At 37.1% G+C, this 19,985-nt stretch carries 10 protein-coding genes; 7 read left to right on the forward strand and 3 right to left on the reverse strand.

Annotated features, from left to right (window positions below):
* The 3 genes from glpB to GQR60_RS05870 all read right to left on the reverse strand — a co-directional run bounded on the left by glpB (position 1) and on the right by GQR60_RS05870 (position 4,680).
* A complete protein-coding gene (glpB, locus tag GQR60_RS05860) occupies positions 1-1,242 on the reverse strand; it encodes a glycerol-3-phosphate dehydrogenase subunit GlpB (RefSeq protein WP_124992044.1) in 1,242 nt (413 codons plus the stop codon).
* A gap of 12 nt (positions 1,243-1,254) precedes the next feature.
* Positions 1,255-2,880 (reverse strand): anaerobic glycerol-3-phosphate dehydrogenase subunit A, encoded by a 1,626-nt coding sequence (glpA, locus tag GQR60_RS05865; protein ID WP_124992045.1) that lies wholly within the window; start codon positions 2,878-2,880, stop codon positions 1,255-1,257.
* Positions 2,881-3,216: 336 nt separating this feature from the next.
* Complete coding sequence (locus GQR60_RS05870; protein WP_124992046.1) at positions 3,217-4,680, reverse strand: hypothetical protein; 1,464 nt, start codon at positions 4,678-4,680, stop codon at positions 3,217-3,219.
* A 490-nt stretch (positions 4,681-5,170) separates the two neighbouring features.
* Between GQR60_RS05870 and GQR60_RS05875 the strand changes: the two genes are divergently transcribed.
* The 7 genes from GQR60_RS05875 to GQR60_RS05905 all read left to right on the forward strand — a co-directional run bounded on the left by GQR60_RS05875 (position 5,171) and on the right by GQR60_RS05905 (position 19,921).
* On the forward strand, positions 5,171-7,567 hold the full coding sequence (locus GQR60_RS05875; RefSeq protein WP_124992047.1) for a response regulator: 2,397 nt from the start codon (positions 5,171-5,173) through the stop codon (positions 7,565-7,567).
* Positions 7,568-8,258: 691 nt separating this feature from the next.
* Positions 8,259-8,999 (forward strand): NUDIX hydrolase, encoded by a 741-nt coding sequence (locus tag GQR60_RS05880; RefSeq protein WP_124992048.1) that lies wholly within the window; start codon positions 8,259-8,261, stop codon positions 8,997-8,999.
* Positions 9,000-9,008: 9 nt separating this feature from the next.
* Positions 9,009-10,613, forward strand: a complete 1,605-nt coding sequence (locus GQR60_RS05885) for an MFS transporter (protein WP_124992049.1) — start codon at positions 9,009-9,011, stop codon at positions 10,611-10,613.
* Between the two features lie 63 nt (positions 10,614-10,676).
* Positions 10,677-13,109 (forward strand): GH36-type glycosyl hydrolase domain-containing protein, encoded by a 2,433-nt coding sequence (locus tag GQR60_RS05890; RefSeq protein ID WP_124992050.1) that lies wholly within the window; start codon positions 10,677-10,679, stop codon positions 13,107-13,109.
* A 13-nt stretch (positions 13,110-13,122) separates the two neighbouring features.
* A complete protein-coding gene (locus tag GQR60_RS05895) occupies positions 13,123-14,856 on the forward strand; it encodes a glycoside hydrolase family 9 protein (RefSeq protein WP_124992051.1) in 1,734 nt (577 codons plus the stop codon).
* A gap of 360 nt (positions 14,857-15,216) precedes the next feature.
* Positions 15,217-18,282, forward strand: coding sequence for a SusC/RagA family TonB-linked outer membrane protein (locus GQR60_RS05900; RefSeq protein WP_124992052.1), 3,066 nt, complete (start codon positions 15,217-15,219; stop codon positions 18,280-18,282).
* A 103-nt stretch (positions 18,283-18,385) separates the two neighbouring features.
* Positions 18,386-19,921: a RagB/SusD family nutrient uptake outer membrane protein gene (locus tag GQR60_RS05905; protein ID WP_124992053.1), complete on the forward strand. Its 1,536-nt coding sequence runs from the start codon at positions 18,386-18,388 to the stop codon at positions 19,919-19,921.
* The last annotated feature ends 64 nt before the right edge of the window (positions 19,922-19,985 follow it).

Here is a 19,985-nt window from a genome sequence, read left to right on the forward strand (position 1 = left end):
TTATTTTAAAATTTGCTCAGCCACATGCAGCGAAGTCAATAAACTGATGCCTGCCCCACTGCCTTCTTTAAGGGCATTAGCCCCTCCAAGCACAGAACCTGCCACAAATAAATTCTCAATTGGTTTCCCGTTTTTTAATGCATGAAAGCCACTGTCGGTTTTAACTCCATAATGCATATACGGCTGATCGTTAAAGAACTTCTCATCGAGCCATTTTTCACTATCGGTATCTCCGTCAATATCAAGCCCCAAAATAGGCTCGTATAACTTCTCACGCGTCGCCACAATACCTTTACTGTAGAAGCTTCCGCTGGCTAAAACAAATTGATCGGCTTCCAGTTTAATATCTCCATGATTATTGGTTTGAACAGCAACCAGTCGGTTGTTTTTGAAAGTGCCTTGTTCTACAATATCACCCAAGAAATAAGTTCCTCCTAATTCTTCGAATCGTTTACGAAGCAATATCTGACTTCGGATACCAGGGACTGATGGTGGTATGGCCGGAAGCAGTACCACCGGTTTATTTACTTTTGCTTTAAGATTTAAAGCAACATTTTTAGTAAACAACCCGAATACTGCCGGCAAAAGTACTACTTCAAAACCTTCACTAAGCTGATTTACCTTTTGAGCAAATTCGTCAAGAGCATCTCCACTATCAAATACCTTCGCAATATTTGTAGATCTCATTTCACTCGGATTGCGGCGGATTGCTTCAAATTCCTTCATGGCAAAGTTTTTAATTTGCGTATCCACGTTGTATTTTTTCAGTCCGTCCTGTACAAATAAAGTGTGGAAATCGAGGAATCCACTAAAATTTAGGATGACTGCTTTTTTCCAGGGAAATGCATCATTTTGCTCGAAACGGGTGAAATCATCAATAGTCAACCACGTCGGTTTCATAATTCCCATTGGGGTTAACACAAAATGATTCTCGTCTGCCTTGCCAAAAAAATTTAAGCCGGCACGATCCAACAACCTGGGAGCTTCAACAACCAACCGGGATATATTTTCAATCCCAACACGTTGGTAAGGATGCGTATCGGGCAATATTTTTATCGCTTCCAGCGGATTTTTCACATCTTGTCCATCTATCTTTCCCAGCAAATCGAACGAACCGGAAAAAAAATGGATTGCACTCTGTCCCGATGAAACTATTGCACATTTTTTTCCTTGTTCTGCCAGTTTAATTCCACAGGTGAGTCCACTCAACCCACCTCCTATAATAATGTTATCGAATTTCATAGTAATCCCTGCTTAATTGTTATCCGGTTTCAAACCATATATACCTTCGTAAATCCAGGAAGTAAACTGAATCTCATTAATTCCCTCTCCCCAGGTAATTGGCAGCATTCCTTTCCATCGTTCCTGAAGAAAATTAGCCAAATCATCTTTTGCCTTGCCTGATTTTTCGGAAGATTCGCAAAGGAGAGCGGCCGCACGGCAGGCACACAATTCTCCCTGACATGTGCCCATACCTACACGGGTACGGCGACGTAAATCGATCAAATTATTAACATGCAATTCATTAATCGCATATTTCACTTCGGCAATCGACACTCCCTCGCACTCACAAACCAATGAATCTTCGTAGTCGTCTCCATTTGAAATATTCTTCGCAAGTGTACCATGACGATCCTTCGCCGACTTTTGGGAGATATTAGCCCCTGTATAAACTTTTTCGGTAGCAATACTTAGCGGATGCTCACTCTTTTCGGCTCCTGGCAATGATTTTTCGGCTGTTTCGCACTGCTTGTCAACAGAAAGTTTTTTACAGATTAAATCAGTAGCTTCTTCAGCCATCAAACGGTAGGTCATCAGCTTGCCGCCAGTAATCGTGATAAAACCTGAAAGCCCGTCCCGCTCCTGATGATCCAGTAGTACAATTCCACGGCTGATGCTTCGTCCGCTTGGATCATTGTCTGCTGCAACTAAAGGGCGTACACCAGCATAAGCACGTAAAATACGAGTAGCTGTCAATGCCGGAGAAAGTTTCACTCCCTCCCGGATCAGAACATCCACATCTTTTCTGGATACAAACATATTATCAATTTGGTCATAAGGAATACGTTCCGAAGTAGTTCCAATCAGACAAATAGTATCTCCCGGCACCAGAATATCAGCATTAGCTGGCTTTCTGCATCTGTTCAATACCATTTTATTAACACGGTGACCAAAAATAAGCAGAGAACCTTTTGCTGGAAACATATTGATATTGACACCAGCCAAATCAGCAATATGGTGCCCCCAAATTCCCCCGGCATTCACTATTATCTTAGCGTAATATTTTACTTTTTCTTTTCTTTCATGATTAAACAACACAACACCAATCACCCGATTCTGCTCTTTAACAACACCAGTTACCTCATGTTGTGTTAAAAGAACCGCTCCATGAATTCTGGCATCCAAGGCATTCGACATTGTCAGGCGGAAAGGATCCACAGATCCATCCGGAACTTTTACGGCACCAATCAAATCAGGATTGACCGAAGGCTCAATACGTCGGGCGAAATCAGGATCTAAAATTTCAGTCCCGATACCGGCACTTTTACAAGCATCCACAAACTGAGACTGAAAAGAGATGTCATCTTCCGGCAGAGTAATAAACAATCCATCATTTTCTTCCACGCAATGGTTCGCAATACGACGCAAAATCATATTCTCCTTAATACATTCTGCCGCTGATTCATGATCGGTCACAGCATATCGTGCACCACTATGCAGCAAACCATGATTCCGTCCGGTAGCCCCGGTAGCAAAATCATGACGTTCAACAAGCAAAACACTTAGTCCGCGCATCGCACAATCACGCGCTGTTCCTGCACCGGTAGCTCCTCCTCCAATAATTATTACATCGTACTCTTTGGATATATTCTTGTTCATGATGAATTCTATATTTTTAACATCTTCCTATACTCATTGTATACATCTCAATAAAAGCTGTTATTCCTAACCTTTTATAAGACTCTTTCTGTTTTTATTTCAGTCAAACAACAATTACTGATTTCCACATGGCAAATATAAATAAATTACCTAGTATTGCAAAGTACTTACTATATAGATGTATTCTGTATTATAAAGTTCTGATCCTAAATACTTAATAACACTACCAAAACAAGCGCTAAAAAAAAACGATCTCCAACTAAAAATAATTTGAGGATATTCAAAAAAAAGAGGCTTTATCAGATCTGATAAAGCCTCTTCGCGATTTATAGCTTCTTATACTTTCTCTACTTTTTTTATTCCTCGCCGGTTAAAAATAATCCGGTAACGGCGGTAACTTGTTTGATTGTCGAGTTTAAAGCGGAATATCATATTAACGAAGTATACCTTCTCTCCGGATATTTTTTCAAAATCATCGTCTTTTAAATAGTAAAGCGGTATTTCAGGATTATCCATTTTCTGAATAAACTTCGACACATTAAATCGAATGATATCGACCACTCCTGTAATGTTGTAATCTCCATAGGAATTATCCAGTGCCACCCTATCCAGACGAAGCAGTTTGCGATAGAAAATAATTTTCTCTCCAACTCCACGACTTTCTACATCAACAATTCTAGACCGGTCGCGGTGTTTCATCACCCGCAAAGGAACAGTATCTTCACGTACAAAGTCAAAACTCTCCTTGCACCAACCAATTTCCTCATCTCCTTTTACACGAATAACGGTTTTATGATCGAAAAAGCGTTTATTAATCTTCCCCACCAAATAAAGCCGGCTAAGGTCCTTAATTCTATCTTTAAGCATATAAATAATCACCAGAGCCACAAACAAAGGCATGGTAAAAGTTCCTAAGCTTTTCTGAAAAAGAAAGGTAAGTGCGGCTCCAAAAATCATAGCCAAACCAGCAGCTAAACTGTATAATATCTGCATGGCCAAAACCCCCTCCTTTTTCTTACGTGAGTTGAGCAGCAACTGACCTTCAAAATATTTATTGAAGGCTCCTCTTCGATGCACCAGCCAACGATTTTTATCATGTGCCTTGTCTTCAACTACCAAGTATCCCTTACTTCTTTTGTAGGCTACTTCTTCCCTAACCAAGCGTAAAATCTCATCTTTGCTCAGCTCAAAATCGGAATGGTGCATTTTTTGTAATCCCCGGTGCAAATAGTAAGAATGCTGCTCAAACTGATTGCTCATAAACTCATCACCGAACAAATAGTAATCGAACATTTCCTTTTGAATTGTCGGCACATTCACAATTCTACGCAAATCGCGGTAATGTCGTCCAATTTTCCGAACATTCGAAATGTATTCATCAATAAGGTACTGTCGATCTTCAGGCAATTCGTTTTGAAGAATATGCTGAATTTCCCTGCGAAGCGCCGATCTGGTAATAATATGAAACATTCGAATATGGTACTCATAATTGGCCTCATTTTTAGAATTAGATTCATTAGCCAGTTTATGAAAGGCTTCCTCCAGATACTGGAAAACGGAATGATCACCTAAAGCAATATCCCTTAATAGATAGGTAGGGGTAATCAGACGAATATTCGAATTAAAATCATTGTAAAAGTCCTCTTTTGTATAGGTTGACGAATTAATATCCAAACCACTGGGTATAAAAAGCCAGGTTTTTATAGAAAATTCACTCACCTTTCGATCTTTACGAGGCTCATAGCCCAATTTAATCTCTACAGAAAATTTATCATGAACTTTTACAGTTTCATTTATCATACGCGCTTTTATTTTGTCTTTATAGAATAATGTGATGAATAAAATCAAAGGTACTTATTTCCTACTAATCTTTCTCAAGATAAATACCCAATTTTAAAGGGTCTATTCTAAAATCACCTACACTTACCGTCTCTATTTTTCATTTATCACATATTAATATTTTATTTAACAAGATAGAATCTATTTATATTGATTATTTGCGTTAAATTAAATATTTTTAGTAGCATTTCCGAAATTTTTATTTTACGCAAAGATTTTTTCTATACTCGGGGAAAGTATCTGTTTTTCCTAAAATAGACATTATTGAAACAGTAAGATAAATGTAAGTCTGATATAAAAATACAACACATTTTAGTTATTGCATTGACTGCGATAGCAATGATCGAAGACAAAGAAGCAATACTGCAAGCAGGTTGCGACGCCTATGAAACAAAGCCGGTTGGGCATTTGAAAATTCTATCAAAAATTGAAAACTTCTTTATTTAATTCTATGAGAAAAATTCTAGCAATTGACGACAATAACGATAATTTGGTAGTTTATAGGGCAATACTTAAAAGCTACTATCCTAACTGTACAATTATAACTTGCCAATCGGGTTCAGAAGGAATCGAAACAGCAATAAAAGAACAACCCGACACCATTCTTTTAGACATTATTATGCCAGGAATGAATGGGTTTGAAACCTCTGAAAAATTAAAACAAGAAGCAAAAACCAAACACATTCCCATAATTCTGATTACAGCCATGCGCGACGATAAAAAAAGCAGGATTAAAGGATTAGAAACAGGAGCAGATGCATTCCTTTCCAAACCAATTGAGGAAGAAGAATTAATTGCTCAATTGAATGCTATGCTTCGTATTAAAGATGCGGAGGATAAATTGAGAAAGGAAAACAAGGAGCTAAGCGCGGACATTGAAATTAAAATAACCGAACTGGAAGAAGGCAACCGTAAAATGGAAACCTTACTCAATAATCTTCCTGGTTTTGTATATCGATGTGCAAACAACAGAGATTGGAAAATAGAGTATATCAGTGAGGGATGCAAGGATATAACAGGATACACACCTAAAGATTTCATAGACCAAAAGAAAATTAATTTCAATCAAATTATTCTACCTGAGTACCGTGACCTTTTATGGGATAAATGGCAGGAAGCATTAGGACAAAAAAGTGTATTTGTAGGCGAATATCCCATTCGAAATAAAAATGGTGAAATTCACTGGATTTGGGAGCGTGGCCGCGGTGTATTTGACGGCGATCATTTAATATCTCTGGAAGGTTTTATTACAGATATTACCAAACAAAAAAACGCCGAACATTTACGAAAAGAAAGCGAAGAAAAATTTCAAAAGATTTTTGAAGGAGCTCCTTTAGGCATTGCCCTGATCAATTCTGCTGACGGCCAATTTCTTCAAATGAATTTCAAATATTGCGAAATAACGGGATGCTCCAAAGAGCATTTAAAAAAAATCAATTGGCAATCGATAACGCATCCTGATGATATACAGCAAGACTTGGATCAAATGAAATTGCTAAATACAGGAGAAATTACCGATTTTACATTGGAAAAAAGGCTGACACGGCCTAACGGGGATTGCGTATGGATCACTTTAACCGTCGCGAAAGTCGATGTGCAGGTCAAAGGGGACTCATGCCATTTAGCTATGATAGAAGACATTACACAAAGAAAAAACCTTACCGAAGCTTTAATTACAGCCAAGGAAGATGCTGAAAAAAGTGACCGGATAAAATCGACTTTTTTAGCAAGTATGTCGCATGAATTGAGAACTCCACTGAATGCTGTAATAGGGTTTTCAGAACTTATTAATGAAAATTCAAACATGGAAGATATTCTCAGTTTTAATGACATAATAAACAAGAGTGGTAATAATTTATTAGCTCTTATTGAAGATCTTTTTGATATCTCTTTAATAGAAACAGGCGATATCAGAATTGAGAATGAACCATTTTCAATACAATCCATGTTAGACGAAGTGCAGTTCATCATTAAAAATGAGCAATTAATTTTGGGGAAAGAAGAAATAGAACTTAAAATGTATGTTGACTTTGGAAACATAAATCCGATTTTAAATTCAGATCAAAATAGAATCAAACAGGTTTTACTTAACCTGTTAAAAAATGCATTAAAATTTACACAATGGGGAAGCGTTGAATTTGGCTGCCTTGAATCTATCCAGAATCAAATTCCAATGCTGAAATTTTATGTTACTGATTCAGGAATTGGTATTCCTCCTGATAAGCAGGAACTAATTTTCGAAGTATTTAGACAGGTTGATGAATCTAAAACCAGAATATATGGTGGAACCGGCTTAGGGTTAACCATATGCAAACGATTAATTAATTTATTAGGTGGTGAAATATGGGTTGAATCTGAAATAGGAAAAGGTGCTTCCTTCTTTTTTACGATTCCCGTTGATGTAGACGATGCAAAACAAATCCATACCAATGGAATTTGTCAGCAAAAACTTAGTCTGAAAGGAAAAACGATTCTTATTGCCGAAGATGACACTTCAAGTTATTCATATTTGGTAGAAATACTTAGTAGAGAAGGTGCCCAATGCATTCGTGCTAAAAATGGCAGGGAGGCAGTCAATTATTGCCAAACGATAGAAAAAGTTGATTTACTGTTAATGGATATCAATATGCCTGTAATGAATGGATATGAAGCGACAAAACAAATAAAAAATATAAAACCGGAACTTCCAATTATTGCACAAACAGCATATGCAATGTCTGGTGATCGGGAAAAGATATTATCCACCGGCTGCGATCTCTATCTTTCAAAACCGGTAGGAAAAAACACACTGTTGGATGCAATCAATAAATGTTTCAACAAAAATAACCAGCTAACTACAGTCCAATAATGAAAAAATAAATTTTATTTTTACTATTACTATTCATCGGTTTCTCATTTTTTGCCGGTGGATTTAAATTTGAAATAATGTATCCCTATCATAACAAGATTAAACAACGGATTAATAACAATGAATTGATACGTTACGAATACGTTGAGAAATACAAAAACATTACTCCTTGTTTGTTACTTTATTTTTCAACAGAACCAAAAATAAGGCCTGTTCGCGAACATCGATTCAAAGAATATGAAGAAATTCTCAATAGAATTTCAAAAAAAAGATAACACACTTCAGCAAAGGCTCTTCAAATGAACAGCCTTTGCTGCTTTTATATGACAAACTAAAGACACATCTAAAATCTCCTTTAATCTACACCCCCACACCTCCTCAACTTCATCCTAATGCACAGTTATTAACTATGCATAATTTTCCAAGTCATTTCCTTCTTCCTCAATTTCAGATTAATTTTATTTATAATTATTACAAATAACATTTTCTAATAAAAGAGAATCAACATCCTGAAATCCCGAAAAACAGCCCAACTTAGTGTACTTTATACAACCTACTCCGCATACGATTTCGAAAAAGACATAAATCATTTTTTGATTTTTCTAAAAAAGGATTTACATTAGCATCAAATATAGTTAGTGTTGTTTTAACACTTAATTAAAAAAATAAGATATAAACCCCAACTATAAAGATGCCAGGCAGACCACTTAACGATTACATATCTGTAGATTGCGTAATATTCGGATACAATGGACAAGAACTTCAAGTTCTACTTGTAGATAGAACACTTACTAATAATTCTACAGGACAGCCCGAATTTACTGATTTAACATTAACAGGAAATCACATCTATGAAGATGAAACCATTGAGCAGGCAGCTTATCGTGTTTTATTTGACTTAACAGGTTTAAAAAATGTATTCCTTGATCAATTCAAAACATTTGCGCATCCCGACAGATTAAAAAAAGAGAATGACAGAAGATGGTTAATTCACGATGGCAGAGACCCTGATAAAAGAATTGTATCAATTGGATATTTTGCCCTTCTGGCAACACAGAATATTACTTTAGAGTGGAAAGGCAGAAATGTGAAATGGGTTCCTGTATCAGAAGTTGGAGAACTGGCATTCGATCACAATCAAATTCTGGAGGAAGCTTTAATTGCATTACGAAATAAAATTAAGCAAGAACCTATCGGTTTTGAATTGCTTCCTGAAAAATTTAGTCTGACACAACTACAAAACATATACGAAGTGATATTAAGCACTGAGTTGGACAAGAGAAATTTCAGAAAAAAAATTGCCCGCATGAAATATTTGATTCCTACGGATGAAAAACAAACAGGAGTTGCTCATAAACCAGCACGCCTTTATGTATTCAGCAGAGAGGTTTATGAAAAAACAAAAAAGGAATTATTTGATTTCACAGTCTAAAAAATAAAAATGTCAAATTCTACTAAAATATCTTTTAAAGAAAAACTTGGTTACGCTCTTGGCGATGGTGCTGCCAATATAGCCTGGAGAGGTGTAGCAACTTTTCTATTCATATTCTACACTGATGTTTTTGGGATAAATCCAGCTGCTGTAGGTTTACTAATGTTAATTGCCCGTCTTTCAGATGGCATTAGCGATGTTCTAATGGGAATTGCCGGCGATAGAACAAATACGAAGTATGGTAAGTTTCGACCTTGGATATTATTTACAGCAATACCATTAGGCGTAATTCTTTCTCTTCTTTTCACCGCTCCAAACCTAGGTCCTACGGGCAAAATAATATATGCCTATACAACTTATATCATTTTCACATTAGTTTATACCGCCAACAATATTCCTTACGGCGCATTAATGGCGGTAATGACAGGTGATGACAAAGAGAGAACAAGTATTGGATCGTACAGAATGGTGGGTGCTTTTGCCGGCGGAATGCTCGTACAAGGAGCTTTACTCTATTTGGTTGCACATTTTGGAAATATCAATCCAACGATTAGTGTAAACGAGTTGGCTTCCGATAGATTTCAGGTAACTGTCTCTGCTCCTTCCGATGTAGAAAATGTAAACATTAAAACAAAAGATGGCATTGCAAACTTTATTTGGGAAAACAATAACAATCCGACTAATTCTCCTACTACAGGAAAGAGTTTCTCAATGGAAGCCAACAAAACTTATTCGTTCATTGTTTCAGGCGAACAAAATATAAGCAGTGACAAAATTGTTATTATCGACCAAAAAAGTGGATATAGTTATTCCATTTATGTGATGTCTGCCTTTTTAGTCCTTTTCATGTTTATCACTTTCTGGACTACGAAAGAAAGAGTTCAACCCCCCAAAGAGCAGCAAAGCGATCTTTGGAGAGATTTAAGAGATTTGATCCGTAACAAACCTTGGTTAGTCTTATTAACAATCGGATTGTTGTTCAGCATCTACAATTCAATTAAGCAGGGAATCGTAGTAATTTACTTTACTCATTATTTACACAATCAGATTTTAGCTGCATCTTTTATGGTTGCATTAATGTTTGCTTCTATTGCCGGCGCAATGATTACTGCACCCTTAAGCAAGAAATTAGGAAAGAAAAAGCTGTTCATCTACGCATTAATTTTCTCAGGAGTAGTGAATGCATCAATCATATTTTGCGGCCCGGGCGACATCATTGCAATCTTTATTTTGGGTATTGTATCAGAGTTTTCTGCAGCAATATTTCCAACCCTATTTTTTGCTATGCTTGGCGATGCCGCTGATTATTCTGAATTCAAAAATGGCAGAAGAGCAACTGGCCTAATCTATTCGGCAGGTTCATTTGCCACCAAATTTGGTGGTGGTATAGCAGGTGCAATAATCGGTTTTATTTTGGCTGCTTTTCATTACAACGGACAAGATTATTCTGCCATTCAGGGAGCAATTCCAGGAATTACAATGTTGATGAGTTGGGTACCCGCGATCATTGCCATTTTAGGTGCAATTTTCATGACAATATATCCATTGAATCAAACGAAAATGAATGAAATAACTCTCGAACTTACAGACAGAAGAACAAGAGAAAAAAATTAGAATATATAAGTATAATTAGGTGCCAACAACACCTAAAAGAGTAAACAATTTAATATTAGTATTATGAAGTACGGTTTCTTTGATGATGCCAACAAGGAGTATGTTATTACCTCACCAAAAACTCCATTTCCATGGATTAATTACCTTGGGAATAAAGATTTTTTTGGGTTAATATCAAACACAGCGGGAGGATATACTTTTTATAAAGACGCGAAATTTAGAAGATTAACCAGATATCGTTACAATAACGTTCCTGTAGACATGGGCGGACGTTATTACTATATAAAAGATGAGGAGTGCACATGGAACCCCGGCTTTAAACCAACTCAAACAGAACTGGATAAATATGAATGCCGTCATGGCCTTAGTTATACCCGTTTTATAAGTAGTAAAAATGGACTTTCTTCAAATTTACTTTGCTTCATCCCACTCGACTATATGGGAGAAGTGCATCTTTTGAAACTGAAAAACGAATCAGACAAAGTAAAAAAAGTAAAACTATTCTCATTTGCAGAATGGTGTTTGTGGAATGCTGAAGATGACATGACCAACTTTCAACGCAACCTATCAACAGGTGAAGTAGAAGTAGAAGGATCTGCTCTTTATCACAAAACAGAATACAAGGAACGTAGAAATCATTACGCTTTCTTTTCGGTAAATTCGGAAATTAACGGTTTCGATACCGATCGCGAAAGCTTTATTGGAATGCACAACGGATTCGATAAGCCACAGGCAATTGAAAATGGCAAAGCCAGCAACAGCATTGCTCACGGATGGTCGCCAGTTGCATCGCATTATATCGAAGTAGAATTACAACCAGGTGAAGAAAAGGAATTTGTTTTCATTTTAGGATACGTAGAGAACAAGGACGAAGACAAATGGGCATCTAAAGGAGTTATCAATAAGACGAAAGCCCAAGCGATGATGGCTCAGTTCGATACAACTGAGAAAGTAAATTCTGCTTTCGCTGATTTAGAAAACTACTGGTCCAAACTTCTTGACAAATTCAATTTAAAAAGTAAAGAGACAGAGCTAAACAGAATGGTTAGCATCTGGAATCAATACCAATGCATGGTTACCTTTAACATGTCGAGAAGCGCAAGTTTCTTCGAAAGTGGAATTGGCCGAGGCATGGGATTCCGTGATTCCAATCAGGATATTATTGGTTTCGTTCATCAGATACCTGCAGAGGCAAGACAACGAATTTTAGACATTGCTGCCACCCAATTTGAGGACGGCGGATGTTATCACCAATACCAACCATTAACAAAAATGGGAAATCATGCCCTAGGAGGGGATTTTAATGATGATCCTTTATGGTTGATCTTATCAGTAACATGTTACATCAAAGAAACAGGTGATTTCAGTATTCTGGATGAAATGGTTCCTTTTGATAATGATGAGTCGAAGGCGCAGTCCTTATTCCATCACTTAAAAGTATCGTTCAATCACGTTGTCAATAATTTAGGTCCTCATCAACTGCCTTTAATCGGTCGTGCCGATTGGAATGATTGTTTGAACCTGAACTGTTTCTCAACAAATCCAAACGAATCGTTCCAAACAACAGGAAATAAAAAAGGAAGAACTGCTGAATCGGTTATGATCGCAGGATTATTCGTAGTGTATGGAAAAGAATTCATTAAGCTTTGCGAGCGAATCGGCAATACCGAAGAAGCCAATAAAGCCACGAAGCATGTTGAGGCAATGACTCAAACAATTAAGGATCATGCATGGGATGGCGAATGGTTCTTGAGAGCATATGATTACTACGGAAAAAAAGTGGGATCAGAAGAAAACGAAGAAGGCAAGATTTTCATTGAATCTCAAGGTTGGTGCACTATGGCCGAAATTGGCCGTGAGGAAGGTTTGATGGAAAAGGCTCTTGATAGTGTTAAGGAACGTATGGATACGCCTTATGGAATTGTTTTAAATAATCCAGCCTTCACCGAATACAAAATTGAGTATGGTGAAATCTCCACCTATCCTGCCGGATACAAAGAAAACGCAGGTATTTTCTGCCACAACAATCCGTGGATAATCATTGGTGAAGCCCTTTTAGGAAGAGGTGATCAGGCCTGGGATTATTTCCGCAAAATCTGTCCATCTTACTTAGAAGAAATCAGTGAATTACACAAAGTAGAACCCTACGTATACTGCCAAATGGTAGCCGGAAAAGATGCTTTTAAACCAGGCGAAGGAAAAAACAGCTGGCTGACTGGAACTGCATCGTGGAATTTCTATGCCATCTCTCAATACATTTTAGGTATTCAACCAGATTACGATGGATTAAGAATTGATCCTTGTATTCCTAAAGAATGGAAAGAATACACCATAACCCGTCAATTTCGTGGAGTAAGTTATGAAGTTAAGATCTTGAATCCTGATGGGAAAAGCAAAGGAGTAAAATCAATGGAAATTGATGGAGCACCAGTGAACGGTAACATGATTCCAATTTTAAAATCAGGAGCTCACAAAGTAACGGTTACAATAGGATAATAAATACATAGAGATGAAGATCAAAAACTATAAAATATACGCATACCTGCTTTCTGTTCTGTTTACGGCATCCGCTTGTACCCAAAAATTGGATGAGCCTGTTCCGGCAAACGAACAGCTCATACTCACCAATCAAGTTGGATATGAAAATAATGCTCCTAAAAAAGCAATGATCAGAACAAGTGCCGATCTGTTTCAAATTAAAAACAGCAATGGTAAAACCATACTTGAAAAAGCTGCTGGTTCGAAACAATATAGTTCATTATCAGGTGATACGATCCAATCAATAGATTTTTCGGAATTAACCGATAAGGGGGAGTATTATATTATAGCAAATGACAGCATCATCTCAAATAAAATCATCATAACAGAAAGACCTTATGCGAAACTTGCAAAAGCTTCGCTTAAGTCTTTCTATCTGAATCGCTCAGGAATGAAAATTGACAATATGTATGGAGGAATTTGGGCTCGCCCGGAAGGTCACCCCGATACAATTGTATATTATCACTCTTCTGCTGCAGATAAAAATCATCCTGAAAATAGTATTGTATCATCACCAAAAGGCTGGTACGATGCCGGGGATTACAACAAATACATCGTTAACAGCAGTATTTCAACCTACACTTTACTTTTTGCATATAAATCATTCCCAACTTACTTCAGTGAATTGAACGTGAACATTCCGGAATCAAATAACAAAATTCCTGATATTTTGGACGAAGCATTGTATAACCTTAGGTGGATGATGACTATGCAGGATTCTTTTGATGGTGGGGTTTATCACAAACTAACCACCAAAAACTTTGAAGGTTTTGTAATGCCACATGAAGCTATAAATAAGAGATATCTGGTCCAAAAAAGCACAGCCGCAACTCTAGATTTTGCAGCAACAATGGCTTATGCTTCCCGCCTTTTTGCTGATTTTGATACGAGTTTACCTGGTTTGGCTGATTCTTGTTTAATTCAATCAGAAAAAGCATGGAAATGGGCAGTTAAAAATCCAAATATCTTATACAAACAGGCATCCGATATTAATACCGGAGCTTATGATGATACAGATTTAAACGATGAATGGTACTGGGCATCTGCCGAATTATATATGGCAACAGCCAACAATAAGTATAATAAACATCACAAAAACGATGATATTAATATCACAACTCCGGGATGGCGGGATGTAAATACCTTAGGCATAATTTCATTACTAACTTCTGATATGAAGGGTGAATACACCGAATTGAAAGATATTTTTTTAAAGAACATCGATCAATTAATTGAGATTGAAAACAATTCACCATATAGAATCGCCATTATGAAATACGAGTGGGGAAGTAATTCAGAATTTGCCAACCAAGGAATGATGAAATTACTTGCATACCAAATAACAAAGAATTCCAAATACCTGAACTCAGCAAGAGAGAGTTTAGACTATTTGCTTGGCCGAAATGCAACTGCTTATTGCTTTGTAACAGGTTTTGGTTCTTTGAGCCCAATGAATATTCACCACCGACCTTCTGCTGCCGATTCTGTTCAAGAACCTGTGTCTGGCTTTTTGGTTGGCGGCCCTAATTTAATTGTTCCCAACGATTGTGGTTCTGATGTTATCAGATCTACTTACCCTGCTAAATCCTATGCTGATGAGCAATGTAGTTATTCGACTAATGAAATTGCCATTAACTGGAATGCTCCGCTTGTTTATTTAACCTCAGGAATCGATGCTTATGGAAAAGGTAGTAAAGAAGAATAAAAAAATGCCGGAAAGATTAGTTGGTCCTCTCCTTCCGACAAATAATTCATTTTATTAATACGCTAATGAATCGGCGCAAATTTATGAAAAAAAGGGGAATTAGAAGAACACTAATTCTCTGATAAACAATAATAAAACAACTATTCACAAAAGACAATACTTGTATTTTCTTTTTGTGAATATCGAAAACGATGTAAATCTGATTTACAGTAACTACACATAAATTTTAAAGTCTAAAAATACACATATGATAAAAAACAGAGATTAAAAAAAAGTTTATATCAAAAACCCATTAGGATGTGTTGGTCCTCTCCTTTTGGGAAATAAATTGTAACCATAATACGCTAATGAATTAATTTTATGAAAAAATCTGAGAATTTTAATGCTCCCACACATTGCCTTAAAACAGGGAAGCTAAACAACCGTAGATGGCTTTTGAAGTCATCCATGTTACTACTGATGGTATTTTGCAATGTATCCATCATATTTGGTCAAAGTACTAACAAGGAAATTATTGGTAAAATAACTGACTCCTTCGGTTTTGGTATACCTGGTGTTAATATTTCCTTAAAGTCAACAACTATCGGAACAGTTTCCGATATTGATGGAAATTATTCTATTTCCGCCAACCCCGAAAACGTTATTGTATACAGCTTCATTGGATACACAACACAGGAAATTTTGGTAGGCGATCAAACAACAATTAATGTTATTATGACTGAAGATGCACTAAGTGTAGACGAAGTTGTAGTTATTGGCTACGGTGTTCAAAAGAAAGCTCTGAATACAGGATCTATTTCCAGTGTTAAGGGCGAAGAGCTTCAGAATACTCCGGCATCAAGAGCAGATCAGGCTATTCAAGGCCGTACTGCAGGTGTATCTGTTTTATCAAATTCAGGTTCTCCGGGTGCAGGAACAAACATTCGTATTCGCGGAGTAAACTCAAATGGTAATTCAAATCCATTGTTCATTGTAGATGGTATGAAAACCGGAGACATTAATAATATTGATCCGGGTGATATTGAATCTTTTGATGTTTTGAAAGATGCCGCTTCTGCTGCCATTTACGGTACCGAAGGTGCCAATGGTGTTATCATTATTACAACGAAGTCGGGTAAAGCAGGTGAAGCTAAAATCTCTTACGATTTTCAATATGGTCTTCAAAGTTCAAGAAGTGACCTGGAATTGATGAATTCCAGCGAGTATCAACAATGGATGCAGGAATCAGGTGCAGGAACCGTTACTCAAAATGGAAACGATACCGATTGGCTGGATGAAGTTTTCGAAGTTGCTCCTATGCAAAAACACCACTTAAGTTACTCCGCCGGAACCGAAAAATCGACTTATATGGTCTCTGGTTCATACTATTCACAAAATGGTATTGTTGGTGATGACAAAGCAAAATACGAACGTATCACCGCTCGTGTTAATGCCAAAAGCAGTCTTAAAGAATGGTTAGAAGTTGGTAATAACTTTAGCTTTTCTCACTCCAAGCAAAAATATATTGGAGAAGATGACGAATACAGAAGTGTTGTAAACAATGCACTTTTGATTGATCCTCTTACTCCTGTAACATATGATGGCACTCCTGCCAACGTTCAAAGTTTATTAGATGGTGGTAATACAATTCTAAAAAATAATAATGGGCGTTATTTCGGTCTGGCACAATATGTAACTGGGGAAACAGCTAATCCGCTTGCTATGTTGCAAACTTATCACAACACCATTACTCAGGATAAAGTCTTGGGAATGGCCTATGCAACAGTTAAGCCTATAAAAGGATTGTCTTTTACTACTCGTATTGGACTTGATTTAACTTATCAAACTCAACATTCATGGGCTCCAACTTATTATTTCTCAAGCGAAAGCCAAAACTCAGCAACTTCGGTTGATGACGAAATTAACAAGTGGTACACCTGGTTGTGGGAGAACTTCGCAACATACAATAAAAAAGTAGGTGATCACGACTTTACTCTTTTAGCCGGTTATTCTGCTGAAGAAAACCAAGAACCCAATTACACAATGCACTCCGGACCACTAATTGCTGAAGGTGACCAGTATGCCTATCAGGAACATACAACATCTAATGAATTTGATAGAACAGGTGGTGGATACGTAAACCATACAATGACGTCATATTTCGGTCGTTTATCCTACAATTATCTCAACAGATATATGATGGAATTATCACTTCGCCGTGATGCGGCTGATGCTTTTCCTACGACTGATAAATCTGCTGTTTTCTCTGCAGCGTCAATAGGATGGATTGTGTCTGAAGAAGATTTCTTTGACATCAAAGGTATTGATTACTTGAAATTAAGAGGCAGTTGGGGACAAAACGGTAGCAGATCAAATCTTCCAGGAAATGAAGATCGTGAATTCTGGGTATTCTCAGGAATACAATACCCTGGTACTGACGACGTTTACCAACCCGGTGCGGAAATCGACAAATTAACCAACCCAAATTTAAAGTGGGAGACTACAGAACAACTTGATCTTGGTTTGGATTTGAGATCTTTGAATGGAAAACTTTCCTTTTCAATGGATTACTACAACAAGAAAACAAAAGATTTGATTTTTGTTAAGCAAGGGCCATTATCTGTCGGGAACGAATTTCCTTTTGCAAATGCAGGAACTGTTACCAATAAAGGATTCGATTTCGAATTAGGATATCGAAATAACGATAATGAATTTAAGTACAGCGTTAATTTAAATCTATCAACACAAGATAACGAAGTGACCAAACAAGCAGGATCTCCAATAGTCGGGGATAATCTTAGAGGTCATGATTTAACCTGGTTTGAAAAAGGGTACCCAATCTGGTATTTCAAAGGATACAAAACCAATGGTATAGATAAAACTACCGGAGCCCCTATTGTAGTTGATGTAAACAAGGATGGTGAAATTTCTGCTGCCGATCAGACTTACATTGGCGATCCACATGCAGACTTTTTGTATGGTGCTACTTTTAATGCTCAGTACAAAGGATTTGACTTTAACCTTTTCATACAAGGATCTGAAGGAAATGATGTATTTATGGGTTGGTTCCGTTCCGACAGACCTTTCTCTAACAAACCAAAGTTCATGTATGATAACAGATGGACTCCTACTCACACCAATGCCAGCAGACCGGCTGCTGACAATACAAGCGACTATGTTTATCGTAGTGACTTAATGGTATCTGATGGTTCATACATGCGTATCAAACAAATTCAATTGGGTTATACACTTCCAAAATCGACAACTCAGAAAGCTGGTATCGATCGTGCCCGTGTGTTTGTTTCTTTGGATGATTTCTTCACTTTCACAGATTATGAAGGTTTAGATCCTGAAGCTGGTAGTTCAGAAGTTACAAGACAAGGTGTTGACCGGGGAATCTATCCAATCTCTGGAAAAGTGATTTTTGGTTTATCTGTTAATTTTTAATCAATATTTAGTTTTAAAATGTACCGAGATTAAATAAAACGAACAGTCTGGGCTAAAAGTCTAATTCCGTTCATTTTATCGGGGTAACATAAATCATACAAACATGAAATATTTAAAAATATTCAAATATATTTTGGGAATCGCCATTGCAATTTCCAGTTCTTCCTGCAACGAAGATAAATTTCTCGAGATAGATCCAACAGGTCGTGTAACCAGTGACAATTTCTTAAATACCGATAGTGAAGTTAAACTGGCAATTGTTGGAGTATACAACGCAATACAAAACAACTTCTCCAACGGTAGTTGGGCTAGCGTCTATTTTGTAAAAAATCTACCCGCAGACGACTGTCTAGCAGGTTCCTCGGAAGGTGACCAATCGGGTTACCAAAATATTGATGACTTTGCCATTCAAACAGATAATGATAAAATTAAATTAATCTGGTCTAACTTTTACAAAACCATTAGTTCAACCAATACCATTATTAATCAGGTAGAACCAGATACTGATGGTAAAAAAGAGATGATTGCAGAAGCAAAAGCATTAAGAGCTTATAGCTACTTCGAATTGGTAACCATGTTTGGCGGTGTTCCTCTTATGACGGTAAATCCTGTAAGCGAGGTTGATTATCATTTGCCCAGAGCATCCGTTGCTGATATTTATACTCAAATAGAAAAAGATTTTACCGAAGCAATTCCAGATCTTCCATTAAAGAGTGAATACAGCACCGCAGATCGTTATCGCTTTTCAAAAGGAACTGCACAAGCCTACTATGGAAAAGCTCTTCTTTACCAAAAGAAATATGGTGACGCAGCAACTCAACTTGCTTTGGTAATTAGCAGTTTGGAATACGATTTAGAACCAGATTTTGCCGATGTGTGGACAAAAGAAACTGAATTCGGACAGGAGTCATTGTTTGAAGTATCCTACACTGCTCAAGAATCTTACGATTGGGGCAACTTCCCTTGGGGGGGTGGCAACGAAAATAATATCGAAGCCCAGTTACAAGGTCCAAGAGATGCGGTATTCGATTTTTCAAGTTCTACTCTTGATATTGTTAATGGCTGGGGTTTCAACTCTCCGTCAGCAAAAATTGGTCAGGCATTTGTTGATGCCGGAGATACTGAACGAGGAAATGCAACCGTATTATCAGCAGCTGATTTTCAAGCAACCGGTGGTGTTATCAAAAACCCAAGTGCACACGACTACGAAGGATACATGCGTTTAAAGTATGTTACAAGACCTTCTGAAACCAGCACTGATGGTGTTCCTGAGCTGAATTACACAATCAACTGGCGTTTAATGCGATATGCTGATGTGTTACTTATGGCAGCCGAAGCCTATCATTTCTCAACCAATGATCCTCAGGCTCTTATCGAATTAAACAAAGTTAGATATCGTGCTGGTTTAACAGACATTACTGCTTCTGATGATATTTTTCAGGCAATTGTTAAAGAAAGACAATTGGAATTGGCTTTTGAAGGCAGTAGATATTGGGATTTAGTTCGTTGGGATCTTGCAGTTCAAGAATTGGGTAGTTTAGGATATACAGCGAACAAACACGAGTTGTTTCCTATACCTCAAAGTGAAATAATCGCAAATAATTCGATTGACGACACAGATCAAAACCCTGGATATTAATATATTATTATATCAAATTTGAATCATAGAGAAGACTACCCTTATTTTTAGGGTAGTCTTTTAC

This window comes from Labilibaculum euxinicum (assembly GCF_009795715.1).
Lineage (GTDB): Bacteria > Bacteroidota > Bacteroidia > Bacteroidales > Marinifilaceae > Labilibaculum > Labilibaculum euxinus.

Excerpts from the sequence above, each read along its gene's own strand:
- glpB (WP_124992044.1), bottom strand. The coding sequence starts at position 1,242 with ATGAAATTCGATAACATTATTATAGGAGGTGGGTTGAGTGGACTCACC.
- glpA (WP_124992045.1), bottom strand. The coding sequence starts at position 2,880 with ATGAACAAGAATATATCCAAAGAGTACGATGTAATAATTATTGGAGGA.
- GQR60_RS05870 (WP_124992046.1), bottom strand. The coding sequence starts at position 4,680 with ATGATAAATGAAACTGTAAAAGTTCATGATAAATTTTCTGTAGAGATT.
- GQR60_RS05875 (WP_124992047.1), top strand. The coding sequence starts at position 5,171 with ATGAGAAAAATTCTAGCAATTGACGACAATAACGATAATTTGGTAGTT.
- GQR60_RS05880 (WP_124992048.1), top strand. The coding sequence starts at position 8,259 with ATGCCAGGCAGACCACTTAACGATTACATATCTGTAGATTGCGTAATA.
- GQR60_RS05885 (WP_124992049.1), top strand. The coding sequence starts at position 9,009 with ATGTCAAATTCTACTAAAATATCTTTTAAAGAAAAACTTGGTTACGCT.
- GQR60_RS05890 (WP_124992050.1), top strand. The coding sequence starts at position 10,677 with ATGAAGTACGGTTTCTTTGATGATGCCAACAAGGAGTATGTTATTACC.
- GQR60_RS05895 (WP_124992051.1), top strand. The coding sequence starts at position 13,123 with ATGAAGATCAAAAACTATAAAATATACGCATACCTGCTTTCTGTTCTG.
- GQR60_RS05900 (WP_124992052.1), top strand. The coding sequence starts at position 15,217 with ATGAAAAAATCTGAGAATTTTAATGCTCCCACACATTGCCTTAAAACA.
- GQR60_RS05905 (WP_124992053.1), top strand. The coding sequence starts at position 18,386 with ATGAAATATTTAAAAATATTCAAATATATTTTGGGAATCGCCATTGCA.